This is a genomic window from Streptomyces sp. NPDC007945 (assembly GCF_042958885.1).
Taxonomy (GTDB): domain Bacteria; phylum Actinomycetota; class Actinomycetes; order Streptomycetales; family Streptomycetaceae; genus Streptomyces.
Map to the genome: position 1 here is coordinate 19,220 of NZ_JBIBJV010000009.1, position 13,437 is coordinate 32,656.

At 73.7% G+C, this 13,437-nt stretch carries 19 protein-coding genes; 5 read left to right on the top strand and 14 right to left on the bottom strand.

Translation table 11 applies throughout. The features are described from left to right. Positions 1-33: 33 nt before the first annotated feature. The 3 genes from ppk2 to ACFZCF_RS25910 form a co-directional block, all read right to left on the bottom strand. On the bottom strand, positions 34-1,017 hold the full coding sequence (gene ppk2, locus ACFZCF_RS25900; protein WP_388448307.1) for a polyphosphate kinase 2: 984 nt from the start codon (positions 1,015-1,017) through the stop codon (positions 34-36). Further along, complete coding sequence (locus ACFZCF_RS25905) at positions 1,014-1,457, bottom strand: hypothetical protein (RefSeq protein ID WP_388448309.1); 444 nt, start codon at positions 1,455-1,457, stop codon at positions 1,014-1,016. Before ACFZCF_RS25905 ends, ppk2 begins: the two co-directional genes overlap by 4 nt. Before the next feature lie 135 nt (positions 1,458-1,592). Then, positions 1,593-2,273, bottom strand: coding sequence for a DUF4230 domain-containing protein (locus ACFZCF_RS25910; protein WP_391289100.1), 681 nt, complete (start codon positions 2,271-2,273; stop codon positions 1,593-1,595). Positions 2,274-2,457: 184 nt separating this feature from the next. Here ACFZCF_RS25910 and ACFZCF_RS25915 point away from each other — a divergent pair, with 184 nt between their 5' ends. The 4 genes from ACFZCF_RS25915 to ACFZCF_RS25930 all read left to right on the top strand — a co-directional run bounded on the left by ACFZCF_RS25915 (position 2,458) and on the right by ACFZCF_RS25930 (position 5,739). Continuing rightward, entirely contained in the window at positions 2,458-3,144 is a 687-nt protein-coding gene (locus tag ACFZCF_RS25915) for a VanZ family protein (RefSeq protein WP_391289102.1), read from the top strand. A gap of 29 nt (positions 3,145-3,173) precedes the next feature. Further along, positions 3,174-4,256: a YhjD/YihY/BrkB family envelope integrity protein gene (locus ACFZCF_RS25920; RefSeq protein WP_391289103.1), complete on the top strand. Its 1,083-nt coding sequence runs from the start codon at positions 3,174-3,176 to the stop codon at positions 4,254-4,256. 119 nt (positions 4,257-4,375) lie between these two features. After that, on the top strand, positions 4,376-5,209 hold the full coding sequence (locus ACFZCF_RS25925) for a class II glutamine amidotransferase (RefSeq protein ID WP_391289105.1): 834 nt from the start codon (positions 4,376-4,378) through the stop codon (positions 5,207-5,209). A gap of 176 nt (positions 5,210-5,385) precedes the next feature. Then, complete coding sequence (locus tag ACFZCF_RS25930) at positions 5,386-5,739, top strand: PRC-barrel domain containing protein (RefSeq protein ID WP_388448318.1); 354 nt, start codon at positions 5,386-5,388, stop codon at positions 5,737-5,739. 384 nt (positions 5,740-6,123) lie between these two features. Here the strand turns inward: ACFZCF_RS25930 and ACFZCF_RS25935 are convergent, their stop codons facing one another. The 11 genes from ACFZCF_RS25935 to ACFZCF_RS25985 all read right to left on the bottom strand — a co-directional run bounded on the left by ACFZCF_RS25935 (position 6,124) and on the right by ACFZCF_RS25985 (position 12,052). Beyond that, positions 6,124-6,558: a hypothetical protein gene (locus ACFZCF_RS25935; protein WP_388448320.1), complete on the bottom strand. Its 435-nt coding sequence runs from the start codon at positions 6,556-6,558 to the stop codon at positions 6,124-6,126. Positions 6,559-6,659: 101 nt separating this feature from the next. Further along, complete coding sequence (locus ACFZCF_RS25940; RefSeq protein ID WP_388448322.1) at positions 6,660-7,013, bottom strand: gas vesicle protein K; 354 nt, start codon at positions 7,011-7,013, stop codon at positions 6,660-6,662. Continuing rightward, on the bottom strand, positions 7,010-7,279 hold the full coding sequence (locus tag ACFZCF_RS25945; RefSeq protein ID WP_391289108.1) for a gas vesicle protein GvpJ: 270 nt from the start codon (positions 7,277-7,279) through the stop codon (positions 7,010-7,012). The genes ACFZCF_RS25940 and ACFZCF_RS25945 overlap by 4 nt, the downstream gene beginning before the upstream one ends. Beyond that, complete coding sequence (locus ACFZCF_RS25950; RefSeq protein ID WP_391289110.1) at positions 7,276-8,310, bottom strand: GvpL/GvpF family gas vesicle protein; 1,035 nt, start codon at positions 8,308-8,310, stop codon at positions 7,276-7,278. The genes ACFZCF_RS25945 and ACFZCF_RS25950 overlap by 4 nt, the downstream gene beginning before the upstream one ends. Continuing rightward, a complete protein-coding gene (locus ACFZCF_RS25955) occupies positions 8,307-8,714 on the bottom strand; it encodes a gas vesicle protein (protein ID WP_388448327.1) in 408 nt (135 codons plus the stop codon). Before ACFZCF_RS25955 ends, ACFZCF_RS25950 begins: the two co-directional genes overlap by 4 nt. 44 nt (positions 8,715-8,758) lie before the next feature. Then, positions 8,759-9,706: a cyclase gene (locus ACFZCF_RS25960; RefSeq protein WP_391289112.1), complete on the bottom strand. Its 948-nt coding sequence runs from the start codon at positions 9,704-9,706 to the stop codon at positions 8,759-8,761. Then, positions 9,699-10,178, bottom strand: coding sequence for a hypothetical protein (locus ACFZCF_RS25965; RefSeq protein ID WP_391289114.1), 480 nt, complete (start codon positions 10,176-10,178; stop codon positions 9,699-9,701). Before ACFZCF_RS25965 ends, ACFZCF_RS25960 begins: the two co-directional genes overlap by 8 nt. 43 nt (positions 10,179-10,221) lie before the next feature. Continuing rightward, entirely contained in the window at positions 10,222-10,476 is a 255-nt protein-coding gene (locus ACFZCF_RS25970) for a gas vesicle protein GvpG (RefSeq protein WP_388448333.1), read from the bottom strand. Between the two features lie 49 nt (positions 10,477-10,525). Next, positions 10,526-11,239: a GvpL/GvpF family gas vesicle protein gene (locus ACFZCF_RS25975; protein ID WP_388448335.1), complete on the bottom strand. Its 714-nt coding sequence runs from the start codon at positions 11,237-11,239 to the stop codon at positions 10,526-10,528. A gap of 2 nt (positions 11,240-11,241) precedes the next feature. After that, positions 11,242-11,679 (bottom strand): gas vesicle structural protein GvpA, encoded by a 438-nt coding sequence (locus tag ACFZCF_RS25980; protein ID WP_388448337.1) that lies wholly within the window; start codon positions 11,677-11,679, stop codon positions 11,242-11,244. Between the two features lie 76 nt (positions 11,680-11,755). Continuing rightward, a complete protein-coding gene (locus tag ACFZCF_RS25985; protein WP_388448339.1) occupies positions 11,756-12,052 on the bottom strand; it encodes a gas vesicle protein in 297 nt (98 codons plus the stop codon). Between the two features lie 684 nt (positions 12,053-12,736). Here ACFZCF_RS25985 and ACFZCF_RS25990 point away from each other — a divergent pair. After that, the gene (locus ACFZCF_RS25990) at positions 12,737-13,420 is read left to right on the top strand and encodes a HemK2/MTQ2 family protein methyltransferase (protein WP_391289118.1); all 684 of its coding nucleotides are present in this window, start codon (positions 12,737-12,739) and stop codon (positions 13,418-13,420) included. Positions 13,421-13,437: the final 17 nt, after the last annotated feature.

The window sequence follows — 13,437 nt, forward strand, 5'->3', positions numbered from 1 at the left end:
CACGCTTCCGGTGCGGCAACCCTGGAGCCGTTCTCATGCGGGCGGGTGGTGGCCCCGGCCCACCGGAGGGCCGGCCAGCGGCGTGGGGGAGAGCGCCGACGGTTCCTCGCCGGGCTCCAGGAGGGTGTCGGCGGCGCCCACGATCAGGGGGTCGGGCCGGCCCACGGCCTCGGCGCCCTTGCTGGCGTAGTCGATCCGCCACAGCAGATAGCGCATCGCCTCCAGCCGCGCCCGGCGCTTGTCGTTGCTCTTGACCACCGTCCACGGCGCGTCGGCGGTGTCGGTCGCCCGGAACATCTCGATCTTCGCCGCGGTGTACGCGTCCCACAGGTCGAGCGAGGCCAGGTCCGTCGGCGACAGCTTCCACTGGCGGACCGGGTCCACCTGCCGGATCGCGAACCGGGTGCGCTGCTCCGCCCGGGAGACCGAGAACCAGAACTTGACCAGGATGATGCCGTCCTCGACCAGCATCGACTCGAAGGCCGGGCACTGCCGGAGGAAGAGCGCGTGCTCCTCCTCCGTGCAGAAGCCCATCACCTTCTCGACCCCCGCGCGGTTGTGCCACGAGCGGTCGAAGAACACGATCTCGCCGCGCGCCGGCAGATGCGGGACGTACCGCTGGAAGTACCACTGCCCCGCCTCCCGCTCGGTCGGCTTGTCCAGCGCGACGATCCGCGCCCCACGGGGGTTCAGCCGCTCCGTGAAGCGCTGGATCGTGCCGCCCTTGCCCGCGGCGTCCCGCCCCTCGCAGATCACCACCAGCCGGGCCCCCGTCTCCTTGACCCACCGCTGCAGCTTCAGCAGCTCGATCTGCAGGACGCGCTTGGTCCGCTCGTACTCCCGGCGGCCGACCTTCCGGTCGTAGGGGTAGTTCTCGCGCCAGGTCCGGATGGGACCGCCCTGCGCGTCGAGGAGGACGGGCTGCTCCGGCTGGCTGGTGTCCACGCTCAGCCCGGCCAGCAGGTCGTCGGCGCGGTCGTCGCCGGGGCCGTCGGTGGTGTCGTCGGCGTCGCTCATGCGTCGGCTCCTTCGGACGGGGTGTGGTCGGGGTGCCCGGGAGTGCGGCGCTCCCGCTGGAGCCGGGCCTCGAAACGGTGCTCGCGGCCGCCGGCCAGAGCGGAGACGGCGGCGCGCTCCACCTCCCGGAAGGGCTCGTAGTACGTCTCGTTGTAGGCCTCGACGATCTGATACGTCCAGTGGCCCGGGATGACGTTCCGCCCCAGGATCTCGCTCTCCACCCGGTCCGCCCAGGTGTGGTGCCCCGCCTCCCGCAGGAGCCGCACCGCCCGGTCGAGCTCGAAGTCCGCGGTGCCGGTCAGCTGGTGGAAGCCGTACAGATGGCCCCGGGCGCGCTCGGCGGTCTCCAGGGCCTTGGACAGCGAACCGAGGGCCTCGACCGTGATCGCGTCCGGGGCGCCGGGGCCGTCGCCGTCCCGGACGTCGTCATGAGTGCTCATAGAGCCCCCTTGCCCCGTCGGCGGGCGGACACGGCGTGTCGGCCGACACATCCCCCGGACGGCGCAGCCGGGACGGCGGGCCGCCGCCGTCCGGCACGTCCGCCGTCCCCGGTACGCCGCTCCCGCCGCCCGCGCTCAGCCGAAGGACACGGTGACCCGCTCGAAGCCCAGGCCCCGCAGCAGCTCCCGCAGCATCGCGGCGGTGTTCCGCTCCGCCCGGGACGTCAGGTCGGACGCCCGGGCCGCCTCCCCGATGCGCTGGGCGGCGAGGACGTGGACCGCCTGCTCGCTCGCGGGGTTGTCCGAGAAGAGGTCGCCGATCCGGTCCAGCAGACCGCGCTGCTTCGACACGGCGTACGACCGCTCCGGATCGAGCGCCGGAGCGCCCAGCCGGGCGTGCGGCAGCCGGAGGGTGGCCTCGGTCCGGTCGGCGTCGACGCTCACGGCGTCGTCCCCGAGGCCGCCGAACTCGACGTAGGCGGTGACGCCGCCGCTCGCGACGTACAGGGTGCGGGTGCCGCGGATCGCGTCCGGCAGGAACCGCGCGTCGTGCTCCAGGTCGACGACCACCTGATAGGTCCCGGCCGCCCCCTCGTACCGGCTCAGGTCCTGGACGGACTTCAGGACGGCGGGGCCCGAGCGGTCCTTCACGTCCGTCCCCAGGACGTCCAGGCCGGGGACGCGGAGCACCTGGCCGATCAGCATGAGGGCGACGGCGAGCGCGAACAGGACGACGGCGGCGAGCCGCCACCTCCCTCCGCGGCGCTTCCGCGGACGAGGGGCCGGCGCGGGTCGGTTCTCGGTCTCTTCTCCCATGGGGGCCGGATGCCCGAGTTGGCCCCTCGCACACCCAACTCCCATGTGAACGCGCCCTGTTGGGATCTCTGGGGCGGATGGGGCGCAGGGGCGGGCGTCCCCGGCCGGGCGCGACGCATGCGGCCTCCTGCCCGGGGTACCCGGGCTCCGTTCGCACGAGGACGGCCAGGGGAGGAGACGGCTCATGTTCGGTCGGAGAGCGTCGAAGGGACGAGGCGTCGCGCCCGTCCGGGAGAACGGGGGCGACCTGACGGACCCGGCGGGCGCGGACGGGACGGCGCCGCCCGGCGGAAGCCGGCGGCGGAAGGAACCCGACCCCGCACCGCCCCCGGCCGAAGCCCCGGTCCGCCGCGGCCCGGGCCGGTTCGTACGGGCGCTGGTCGCCCTCACGGCCTTCGCGGGCATGGTCGCGTTCGCCGTCGTCCTGGCCCGGCTGACGCTGGAGGCCTCGCCGGCCTCCGTGTCCCTCACCCATGACAACCTCAAGCCCGGACGCTCGATCGAGGCGTACCTCGGCCGGCCCGCCTTCGTGGACACCGTCAAGCAGCTCGGCGGCAACATCCTCCTCGGCGTCCCCTTCGGCATCCTGCTGCCGCTCCTGTCCCGCCGGGCCCGCGGCTTCGTCCGCGTCGCGCTCCTCACCGCGGCCACCATGCTGCTCGTCGAGCTGGTGCAGGGCGCGCTCGTCACGGGCCGCGCCTTCGACATCGACGACGTCCTCCTCAACACGACGGGAGCGCTGCTGGGCTACGCGCTCGTCGGCCGGCGCCTCGGCCGGGCCGTGCACCCCCGCACCCGCCCCCGCTGGTGGCACCGCCGACGTCCGGCCCGCACCCCGGCGGAGGATCCGGGAGCGCGGCCGTCGGCGTAGGACCGGCCGGGAAGGGTAACCGCCGGAGCATGGCCGAACGGAACTTCCCCGAACGACGGGCCCCGGGGACCCGGACCCCGTCCCCCGAACCTTCCGACACCGACGACCCGGGACCGGGCCCCGGCGTCGAGGAACGCGCCCCCGACTCGCCCTCCGACCTCCCCAAGGGAACCTGGCTCGCGGTCCTGAAGGGGGCGGTGCGCGAGTTCACGGACGACGAGCTCACGGACCGGGCGGCAGCGCTCACCTACTACGGCGTCCTGTCGCTCTTCCCCGGCCTGCTGGCCCTGGTCTCGCTGCTCGGGATCAGCGGGCAGCGGACCACCGACCGGGTGATGGACAGCCTGCGGGAGCTGGCGCCGGGGCCCGCCCGCGACGTCCTCGAACAGGCGCTGGCGGCCCTCAGCGGCAACACCGGCACCGGCACCGTCATGGCCGTGGTCGGACTCCTCGTGGCGCTCTGGTCCTCGTCAGGCTACGTCGGAGCCTTCATGCGCGCCGCCAACCGCGTCCACGACGTCCCCGAGGGCCGCCCCGTGTGGAAACTGCTGCCGATCCGGATCGGCATGACCGCGGCGCTCATGCTGATGGCCGCCGCGGGCGCCCTGCTGCTCGTGCTCAGCGGCGACGTGGCCCGCCGGGCCGGCGACGCGCTGGGCGTCGGCGACACCGCGCTGACGGTCTGGTCGGTGGCCAAATGGCCCGCCCTCCTCCTGCTCGCCGTGGTGATGATCGCCCTGCTGTACTGGGCGAGCCCCAACGCCGAGGGCCGCGGATGGCGCTGGATCACCCCCGGCAGCGTGCTCGCCCTGCTGATCTGGATGGCGGCCTCCGCGGGCTTCGCGGTGTACGTCTCCCACTTCTCCTCCTACAACCGCGTCTACGGCACCATGGCCGGCGTCATCGTCTTCCTGGTGTGGCTGTGGATCAGCAACCTGGCCGTGCTCCTGGGCCTGGAGGTCGACGCCGAGCTGCTGCGCCGCCGCGCGGTGGCCGGTGGCATGCCGCCGGACCGGGAACCCTACGTCCAGCCCCGCGACACGCGGGCGTGGAGCGACGAGGAGCGGCGCGAGGCGGGCCTGCCGGAGAAGCCCCACCACCACGACGGATGACCACGACCGACCGGACCCGGAGCCGCCGCCGATGTGGCGACCCGGAGCGCCGGTGCCGAGAATGGGAGCAGTCGACGGTGCGGCGGAGCGTGCCCGCCCAGGGACCCAGGTGATCGTGTATGTGTCGATGGCTCGCCTACTGGGGCACGCCGGTGCTGCTCGAAACGATCCTCTACCGGCCCGCCCACTCCCTGATCGACCAGAGCCTCCACGCCAAGATGGGCGTGGAGACGACCAACGGCGACGGCTTCGGCGTCGGCTGGTACTCCCGGCACAACGACACCCCGGCGCTGCTCCGGGAGGTCGGCCCCGCCTGGAACAACCGGAACCTGCGCGAGCTGTCGGACCACGTGCAGTCCCCGCTCTTCTTCGCGCACATCAGGGCGTCGACCGGAACGGCCGTGCAGCAGTCGAACTGCCACCCCTTCCGGCACGGCCGCTGGATGTTCATGCACAACGGCGCCATCGCCGAGTTCTCGCGGCTGCGCCGGGACCTGACCCTGCTCGTCGACCCGGCGCTCTACGCGCACATCGAGGGCACGACCGACTCCGAGGTCATGTTCTACCTGGCCCTCACCTACGGCCTCGACCAGGACCCGCCCGCCGCCGTCGCCACCATGGCCGGCGTCGTGGAGCGCGTCGGCCGTGAACACGGGGTGGAGAACCCCCTCCAGATGACGCTCGCCCTCACCGACGGCGAGCGCGTCTGGGCGTTCCGCTACTCCAGCGCCCAGGCGTCCCGGTCGCTCTTCTACAGCAGCCGGGTGGAGGCCCTGCGCCGCCTCCACCCGGACGTGGAGTTCCTGCGGGGCGTCTCGGGGGAGACCCGGCTCATCGTCTCCGAACCCCTCGGCGACCTGCCGGGCGCCTGGAACGAGGTGCCGGAGAACAGCTACGGCGTCGTGCAGCCGGGCACCGACGAACTCCACCGCTTCGCCCCCGCGGCGGCCTGAGCCCGCGCGAGGGGCGCCCGCCCGCCGGATGCCGGCCCGGGCCTTCGGCGTTCCCAGCGCGTGTGTGCGTGCGGCCTCGGGAGTGTCGGTGCCGGAGCGGCGGGCACGCGGACAGTCGACCGGCCGGGCGGAACGCATCGCGTCCGTACCGGGCACGACACCGAAGGAGCACCGTTGTGGCGGACAACCTGTGGGAGTACAGCCCGACCTGTGGGCACCGGACCGGCATGGACCTGGCCGGCTGGAGCGTGCGGGCCACCGACGGGTTCGTGGGACGCGTGGACGAACAGTCCGAGGAGGCGGGCGACGCCTGGCTGGTCCTGGACACGGGAGCGTGGATCTTCGGAAAGCTGCTGATCCCGGCGAGCGCGGTCCTCCGCTGCGAACCGGAGGAGAGGACCATCCGGCTGGCCCTCAGCCGGGCGCAGGTCGAGGACGCCCCGCAGCACCTCTCCGAGCGGGACCGCGCCGACGGCCAGTACCGGGAGGACGTGGCCGCGTACTTCGTCGAGGCCGCCCGGAGCAGGTGACGCGGCCCTCTCGCGCTCCGCGGGGGCGCCGGAGGCAGACGGCCGGAGGCCGCCCGGGCGGGGGAGCCGGGCGGCCTCTGTGGGTGGTGGAAGTGGGCGGGCGCCGGGGACCGGTGGATCCGGACGGGCGGCGCCGTGGCCGGTGGCCCGGGCGGTCTCCGCGGGCGGTGGATGTGGGCGGGCGCCGGGGCGGTAGATCCGGGCGGCGCCGGGGCGGGGGAGCCCGGGCGGTCTCAGCCGGCGGTAGCTCCCGACGGCCTCGTGGCCGGTGGATCAGGGCGGGCGCCCCGGGCGGGGCCTCTCATGCCGCCGGTCCGCTCCGACGGGTGCGGAGCGGACCGGAAGGGGTTGTCGTGCGGGCGAGGGCCCCCACGGGGGAGGCGGTCAGATCCGGCCCCCGACGAGCCGGGTGAGCGGACCGAGGGCCGGCCTGGCGGTCGCCCGGCCGGCCGCGAAGGCGACGCCCGCGACGCCGGCGAGCCCGGCCGCCGCTCCCGCCGCGACGGCCTTGCGGTTCTTGACGACGGTCCAGGCCGTGGTGGCGGCGGACGCGGCCTGCGCCGCCTTCGCCGTGACGACCTCCCGGCCCGTCTGCAGCCCGTTCGCCACCACGCCTCCCGTCGCGGTCTCCGCCGCCTCCCCGGCGGCGGACTTCGCCCCGCTCGTCGCCTCGGAGGCCTTGGAGCGGGTGCGCTCCGCCGTCGAAGCGGCCCGCTTGGAGGCCCGCGCGGTGGTCTTGCCGCGCGACGAGGTCCGCTTCGCCGACGGAGCGGCGTCGGTGTTCTGGGAACTGTCGGAACTACCGTTCGATGTGGTCATGGCATTCCTCCTTGCCTGTGTCGAGAAGATGAAACAGCGGTCGCCGGGTCGTGCGTCCGCGGTGCGGCGGACCGCTCACCGGCCCGGCCGGATCCCGGGAGTCACCGGGGATCACGGGGCAGCAGCGAGCCGAGGGGGCCGAGGTCCAGGTTCAGGTCGTCCATGGTCAGCCCGTAGCGCGCGCACAGTTCTTCCATGCGTTCCTCCAGGATCATCAGGGTCATGCCGACGCGTTCCTCCTGCTCCTCACCGAGGTCGCCCTGCTCGACCCGGTGGACGGCGGTGCGCTCCATCAGCTGGCGCAGCAACTCCACGATGGTCAGGACGAGTTTGATCAGGTCCCGCTCCACCGTGTCGGGATCCGTGGAGAGCCGCTGCGTCAGGGCTCGGCCCACGGCGTCGCCGTCCGCTTGCTCCACGCGTCCCACGAGGTCGCTCACCTGGTCCGGGCTCATACGGGCTCCTCCTCCGGCCGCTCGGGTTCGTGCGCGTACGCCCAGGGCGCCGGGTCCTCGGCGGTGATCGACCGGATGACCGCCCGCAGGTTGATGTGGACGAGGTCCACGTCGGCGATGGACAGGACGAGGTCGCCGGTCAGGACCGCGCCGCCGGTCAACAGGCGGTCCAGCAGGTCGATCAGGGCCACCGGCGGCCCGACCGACGGCTCGGTGAGCCGCTCGCCCGGCGCGTGCCGCCCGTCGGCCACGGAGGGGGGGTTCATCGGGGCGGCGCACCCCCCTCGCTTTCCTCGCCCGCCTCGGTGACGGGCGAGGCGAAGGAGTACGGTGCCCACGGCCCGGTGATCTCCACCCGGACGCCCGCCACCCCGCTCCCCGCCGCCTCCACGTCCGCCCGGAACCGCGCCTCGGCGTGCGCGGGCACCAGATAGGCGTGGTTGGCGACGTTCACACCGCTCCCGGCGGACAGCTCGCCCTGCTGCGTTCGGTGCGCGAGCACGGCCCGCGCGGTCTCCCGGCCCGCCCGCGTCACCTGCCCCGTGACCGACTCGGCGGCCCGGTAGAGGTCCTCGGTGCCGCGCCGCTGCCGTCTGCGCCGCTGGAGGTACGCCCTGCCGGGGCTCGCCGGCTCCGGCTCGGGCGCGGGGGAGGGGTGCGCGGCGGAGGACGCGGCGGCGGGGTCCACGAAGACCTTCACCCCCAGTTCGACGTGGCCGTCCAGCCACGTCAGCATCTCGATGAAGGCGTCCCGGTGCGCGAGGAGCATCCCGCTCACCCGTTCCGCGTCGGTGTACACCGTGGCCAGGCGGAGGGGGAGGACCGGTGACCGCGCGAAGGCGGCGTCGACGACGGCGTGGTGGGCGCGGGCGAGCTCTTCGAGGCCGGGGAGGTGCTCCAGCCGGCGGCGCAAGGGCTCCTCGTCGAAGGCGGCGGCCGGAACGGCCGACACCAGGGCCACGAGGCCGCCCCCCGGCACGAGCCGCACGCCATGGCCGTCCACCCCGCCACCGGCCCCCACGAGGGAGGCGAGCCTGCCGTCGTCCCGGCCGATGCCGTAGACGTACGCGCGGGTGGTTTCCTCCGGGTGCGGGAGGGGAGCGGAGGCGGTTTCGTCGGACGCGCGCTGCCGCGGGGCGGTGAGGCCGTCGGTACGAGTGCCGGAGCGCGGGGCGGTACGGCCGTCGGCAGGCGCGGCGGTACGGCCGCCGGTGCCGGTGCCGGTGCCGGTGTCGGATCCGGTACGGGTGCCGGTCCGGCCGTCGATCAGGGCGCCGTGGGGCCCGGTCGTGCTCATCCTGTTCCCTCCGTCCCTTCATCCGTGACGGCCTTCCGCTCGCCGTCCCGCAGGCGGGCGAGCTCCGCACGCAACAGCTCGTTCTCGTCCGCCAGTTGGCGCTCCCGGTGCGTCCCGCCGTCGACGGGGGCGGGCGCCCGCGCCCGGGACGAGAGCGACGGGTCGTGCTCCCACCAGTCGATCCCCATCTCCTTCGCCTTGTCGACGGAGGCGACGAGCAGGCGGAGCTTGATGGTCAGCAACTCGATGTCGAGCAGGTTGATCTGGATGTCGCCGGCGATCACGATGCCCTTGTCGAGGACGCGCTCCAAGATGTCCGCGAGGTTCGCGGACGAGCCCTGGGGGCCGCCCGGCGGTCCGGTATGGGGTGAGGCCGGCAAGCGGCCCGCGAAGGTCTCGGACACGGTGTGCTCCTGTCCTGGGGTGATGCGTCTGCTGCGGTCAGCGTTCAGCGGTCGTCGTCTTCGGGCTCCTCGTGGAGGAACTCCTCCTCGTCGAGGAACTCCTCCTCGTCCTCGTCCGGTTCTTCCTCGTAGAGGTCGTCCTCATCGGTGTCCTCCCGCGCCTCGACTTCGTCCGCGTCGACTTCGTCCGCGACGTCCCCGTCCGGCACGTCCTCGCGCCCGGCGTCCTCGTCCTCCTCCGGGCCGATCTCGTCCTCGACGTCCTCGAAGTCCCCGTCCTCGCCCCGGAGCATGAGGTGCGTGCGGTAGCGCTCCAGATCCAGGCGGGCTCGCCTGTCCGGGGCGCGCCAGACGTTCCCCAGCCTCTCCAGCAGCCCCTGGGGGACGTACTCCAGGACGAGGAGGACCCGGGTGAGGTCGTCGGCGAGCGGGTGGAAGGTGACGGCTCCGTGGACGGTGCCCTTCGCGCCTTCCGTGGTCCAGGCGATGCGCCTGTCCGGAACCCGATCGGTGTCGACGAGGTCCCGGGCGAAGCCGCTGAACTCCAGGAACCGCGTCCACTCGTCGTACGCCTCGCCCACCGGAACGCCCACGTCGACGTCCTCGGTGACCAGCACCGGCTTCGCGGTGCCGCCGCCGTCCCGTCGGCGCCCTCCGCCGACGGCCTTGAACGCCTTCTTCTTGACCGACTCCTTCACCGACTCCTTGACGGAGTCCTTGACGGCGTGCGCTCCGACGGTCAGGGCGGCCCGCAGCGGCGTCCTCCCCCGGTCGAGCGCCTGCCTTCCTCGCTCCAGGCCCTTGACGAGGGTGCCACGGCCGGAGCCCGGCTGGGCGAGCCCCGCGAGGGTCTCGCCCAGCCGGGCTCCGAGCCGGGCCGCGGCGGCCTCGAAGCGTGCCGTCGCGTACAGCAGGAGCTCTTCCTTGAGCCGGTCGACCGCCGGGCTCTCCAGCACGTCGCTCTTGAGCCTCGCCGGGGCCGGGTCACCCATCGTCCTCGCCCCCGCCCTTGCGCGTGCGGGAGCCGGTGGACTTCCGGGGCGTGCCGGTCCGCTTGCGGGAACCCTGCGAGGACCGGGCGCCGCCGGTGGCCGAGGACCGGCCGCGGGTCGAGGGGCGGCTCGTGGTCTTTCCGGCGTCCGAATCCGCCTCCGGCTGGGTGTCCCCGCCCCGGAGCGCCTTGGTGCGCTTCTGCAGCGAGTCCGCCAGGTGCGCGGTCCGCTTGCCGAGGGCATCGACCGCCGCGGTCTTGGTGGCCTCGACCACGTCCCGGCGGAACTGCTCGCCCAACTCGCTCGCCACCGGGGACGCCGCGATCAGCCGGCCGATCCGCCGGGGGTCGAGGTCCAGCTTGCGGCCGGCGAGGAACAGCCCCACGCCCATGGCCAGCCGGGCCTTCCGGGTCCTTCCCAACAGGTAGCCGCCGACCAGTGCGGCGGCCACCGAGGTGTTCTTCGGGTTCACCGGTCCGCCTCCGCCCGCCGTGTCCGTTCCTCGCGTGTCGACATCAGTTGTTCTCCGTCCTCCCTCGGTACGCCTCGATCTCGTCGAGCCGGTCGAGGAGTTCGTCCTCCAGCCGGTCGAACTCCTCGGCGTCCAACCGGCCGCTTTCCAGGTCGCTCACCAGCGCCGCGAGCCGCGCCCTGACGGGTGCCGGGTCGTAGTACTCCCGTTCAGCGGCCTGCAGCACCTGGTCGACCACCCATGCCGTGCCGCGCAGCGGGGCGAGGGGGAGCGTCAGGATGTCGCCGAGCAGGCCCATCCGTTCGCCTCCTCCGCCCCGCCGTCGCGTCCGGGTGTCCCGCGCCGGTTCATACGAAGCTGTACGGCGGGAGGGGGCCGGTCAGCGTGAAGGTGCACGCGTCGCCCCTGCGGTCGGCTTCCTCCTGCACCGCGTGCACGAACTCCTTCGAGGCCCCGGTGGGCACGAGGAAGGAGACGTTGAGGAAGTCGCCGGACCCGGGCTCGGACCGCGAGACCCGGGCGGCGACGGGTTCAAGGCGCCGCAGGGTGTCCTCGGCCTGCTCCGCGTTGCGTCCGGCGATCTCGCGGGCCACGAGCTCGCCCAGGGCGACGCGGTCCTCCTGTGCGGCGTCGCCGGACCGGGTCCGCTCGTTGAGCTGCCGGACCTCCTCCGAGTCCGCGACGATCTCGCGCAACAGGTCCTGTTCGTCCCTGGCCGCCTTGAGGTGGAACTCCAGGTGGCCGTCGAGCTCGGTGAGGCGCGTCCGGTAGGCGTCGCCGTCGTGCTCCAGCACCTCGGCCACCTTGCCGTCGTCCGGGCCGAGGAGCCCGAAGCGCATGGGCAGCGTCGCCCCGTCCGCCATGAGGGACTCGACGACCGCCTCGTGGGCCAGTACGTCCCGCCGCTTGGCCCGCAGCCCTTCCTCGGCGTCGCTCACGACCGCGGTGAGGTCCCCGGCGGAGACCGTGCGCAGCGCGGCCGGCGGTGAGCCGACTCCCTGGAGGCCTTCCAGGCGCGCCGGGTGATCGGCCGCGACGATCGCGTAGACATAGGTCGGCACTTCTACTCCTCCCGCCGGCTGGCAGACGTCCGGCCGGAGGCGGACTTGCGCGCCGGCCGCTTCCTCGGTTCCTCCTCGGATTCCTCCCGCTTGCTCTGGAGGGAATCCGTGAACGCCTCGACGGCGCCGGTCAGAGCACCCTTCGACTTGCCCTTCGCGCCGCTCTCCGTCACCTCGCCGACGATGTCCGTGAGCTGGGTCGGGGCCTTGCGCCCGGACTCCAGGTCGAGCCGGTTGCACGCCTCCGCGAAGCGGAGGTAGGTGTCCACGCTCGCGACGACCACCCGCACGTCGATCTTGAGGATCTCGATGCCCACGAGGGAGACGCGCACGAACGCGTCGATCACGAGCCCGCGGTCGAGGATGAGCTCCAGGACGTCGTAGAGGTTTCCCGAGCCGCTGCCGCCGCTCGTCGTACTGCTCTGTTGGACGAGTGTCACGCTGAACTCCTTCCGTTTCGGCGCCCGTTGCCGCCAGGGCAACGGACCTGCCAGGGGAGGGCCTTCTCCGCCGTCGTCAACGGCGGTCGATCTGGCCGCGTGCGTAGCGCCGGGTGCGCTCGTACGCGACCAGCCGGCCCTCGGGGTCGAGAGCGACGTGGTACGAAGCCATCACGCTCATCGTGTCCGGGATTTTCGCCAGCTCGACGACCTCCACGTCCGCCGCCCAGCCGTCCTCGGTCGCCCGCACGGACGACACGGATCCCGGGTCGCACCGCAGCAGCTCCGCCAACTGGGTGGAGGCGCGGTGCATGGCCGTCGCCAGGTCGATCCTTCGAGTCTTGTCGTCCTGTTCTCCGTCGGTCGTACTCATAGTCCCGTCCGTCACACAGGGAAGTTGTCCGGCCGGGTATGGCCCCCGGCCGCGGTCCGTGGCTGCTGACCGCGTGCCCGGCGCCCCGAGTTGTATGCGCGAAAGCCGCGAATCGATCCGAACATTCGTTCCTGGCAAGGTTGTTGGGCAGGGCCCGGGCGCGCGGATCCGGCACGGAGGCGCAAGGAGCTGCTCGGACGCGGTCGCGGACAGGGCTGCCGCGCTTGCGCGTTCACGGTCCGTCCGACAGCCGCCGACACGCGCCTCGGAGAAGGCCGCCGTCGGCCTGACCGCGCGGATCGCGCGGTCGGCGTTCCGGGGACTCCGACGCCCGCGCCCCACGACGTGCCGACGGCGAGACCGTGGGGTCGTGAGGCAGACGGTATGACCGCGGTCCCCGCGTATACCACGGGGCGGGCCCTCCCGCCTGGAACGGGCACCGTGCCAGGAGTCCGCCCCGGTCCACCGGCGCGCGTGACCGGGGCGGGCACCCGAGAATGGTCGGGCGAAGGAGGAACCGGCCCCGCCCCCTACCCGCGGACCTCACCGGCGGGACCCGCGCGACAACGGGTTCCGAGGCCGCATCCCCCTGATCGTCCCGACCGCGGATGATCCGGGGCGCGGCGGGTACCCGCGTGGAGCGGTCGCCCGCGTCGCGGGTCTCACCTATCACGGAGGTATGCCGTGGCCAGTACGGCCCTTACCGAGGGCACCCTGCCCTCGGGTCTCGTCGCCCTCCCGGGCGTGTACCAACCGCAGGGGGACACCTGCCTCCTCGCGCGCGCCCTCGACCAGGAGGACGTACCGCCCGGGACGGACGTGCTGGAGATCGGTACGGGCACGGGCGCCCTGGCCCTGCACGCCGCCCGCCGGGGGGCCAGGGTCACGGCGGTCGACGTCTCCTGGCGGGCCGTCCTCACCGCCCGCCTCAACGCCGCGGGCCGCAGACTGCCCCTGCGCGTCCTCCACGGCGACTTCGCCGCACGCACCGCGGGCAGCAGCTTCGACCTGGTCCTCTCCAATCCGCCCTACGTCCCGGCCCCGGGCGCCCTCCCCTCGCGCGGGCCGCGGCGCGCCTGGGACGCCGGTCCCGACGGCCGGGCGGTGATCGACCGGATCTGCGACCGCGCCCCGGCCCTGCTGCGCCCCGGCGGGGTGCTGCTCATGGTGCACTCCGGCATGTGCGGCGCCCAGGAGACCGTCGACCGGCTGAACCGGGCCGGGATGACGGCCTCGGTCGTGGCCAGGTCCACCGTGCCGTGGGGGCCGGTGCTGCGCTCCCGACGGGCCTGGCTGGAGAAGCAGGGCCTGGCCGCGGAAGCCGAGCAGTGGGAGGAACTGGTGGTCGTCCGTGCCCAGCGCCTCTGACCGCCCCGAGCGGCCGG

Bases quoted from the DNA above. Each gene is read 5' to 3' on its own strand.
- ACFZCF_RS25985 (WP_388448339.1), bottom strand. From the start codon at position 12,052: ATGAGTACGACCGACGGAGAACAGGACGACAAGACTCGAAGGATCGAC.
- ACFZCF_RS25915 (WP_391289102.1), top strand. From the start codon at position 2,458: ATGTTCGGTCGGAGAGCGTCGAAGGGACGAGGCGTCGCGCCCGTCCGG.
- ACFZCF_RS25950 (WP_391289110.1), bottom strand. From the start codon at position 8,310: ATGAGCACGACCGGGCCCCACGGCGCCCTGATCGACGGCCGGACCGGC.
- ACFZCF_RS25925 (WP_391289105.1), top strand. From the start codon at position 4,376: ATGTGTCGATGGCTCGCCTACTGGGGCACGCCGGTGCTGCTCGAAACG.
- ppk2 (WP_388448307.1), bottom strand. From the start codon at position 1,017: ATGAGCGACGCCGACGACACCACCGACGGCCCCGGCGACGACCGCGCC.
- ACFZCF_RS25905 (WP_388448309.1), bottom strand. From the start codon at position 1,457: ATGAGCACTCATGACGACGTCCGGGACGGCGACGGCCCCGGCGCCCCG.
- ACFZCF_RS25945 (WP_391289108.1), bottom strand. From the start codon at position 7,279: ATGAACCCCCCCTCCGTGGCCGACGGGCGGCACGCGCCGGGCGAGCGG.
- ACFZCF_RS25960 (WP_391289112.1), bottom strand. From the start codon at position 9,706: ATGGGTGACCCGGCCCCGGCGAGGCTCAAGAGCGACGTGCTGGAGAGC.
- ACFZCF_RS25910 (WP_391289100.1), bottom strand. From the start codon at position 2,273: ATGGGAGAAGAGACCGAGAACCGACCCGCGCCGGCCCCTCGTCCGCGG.
- ACFZCF_RS25935 (WP_388448320.1), bottom strand. From the start codon at position 6,558: ATGACCACATCGAACGGTAGTTCCGACAGTTCCCAGAACACCGACGCC.
- ACFZCF_RS25920 (WP_391289103.1), top strand. From the start codon at position 3,174: ATGGCCGAACGGAACTTCCCCGAACGACGGGCCCCGGGGACCCGGACC.
- ACFZCF_RS25940 (WP_388448322.1), bottom strand. From the start codon at position 7,013: ATGAGCCCGGACCAGGTGAGCGACCTCGTGGGACGCGTGGAGCAAGCG.
- ACFZCF_RS25970 (WP_388448333.1), bottom strand. From the start codon at position 10,476: ATGGGCCTGCTCGGCGACATCCTGACGCTCCCCCTCGCCCCGCTGCGC.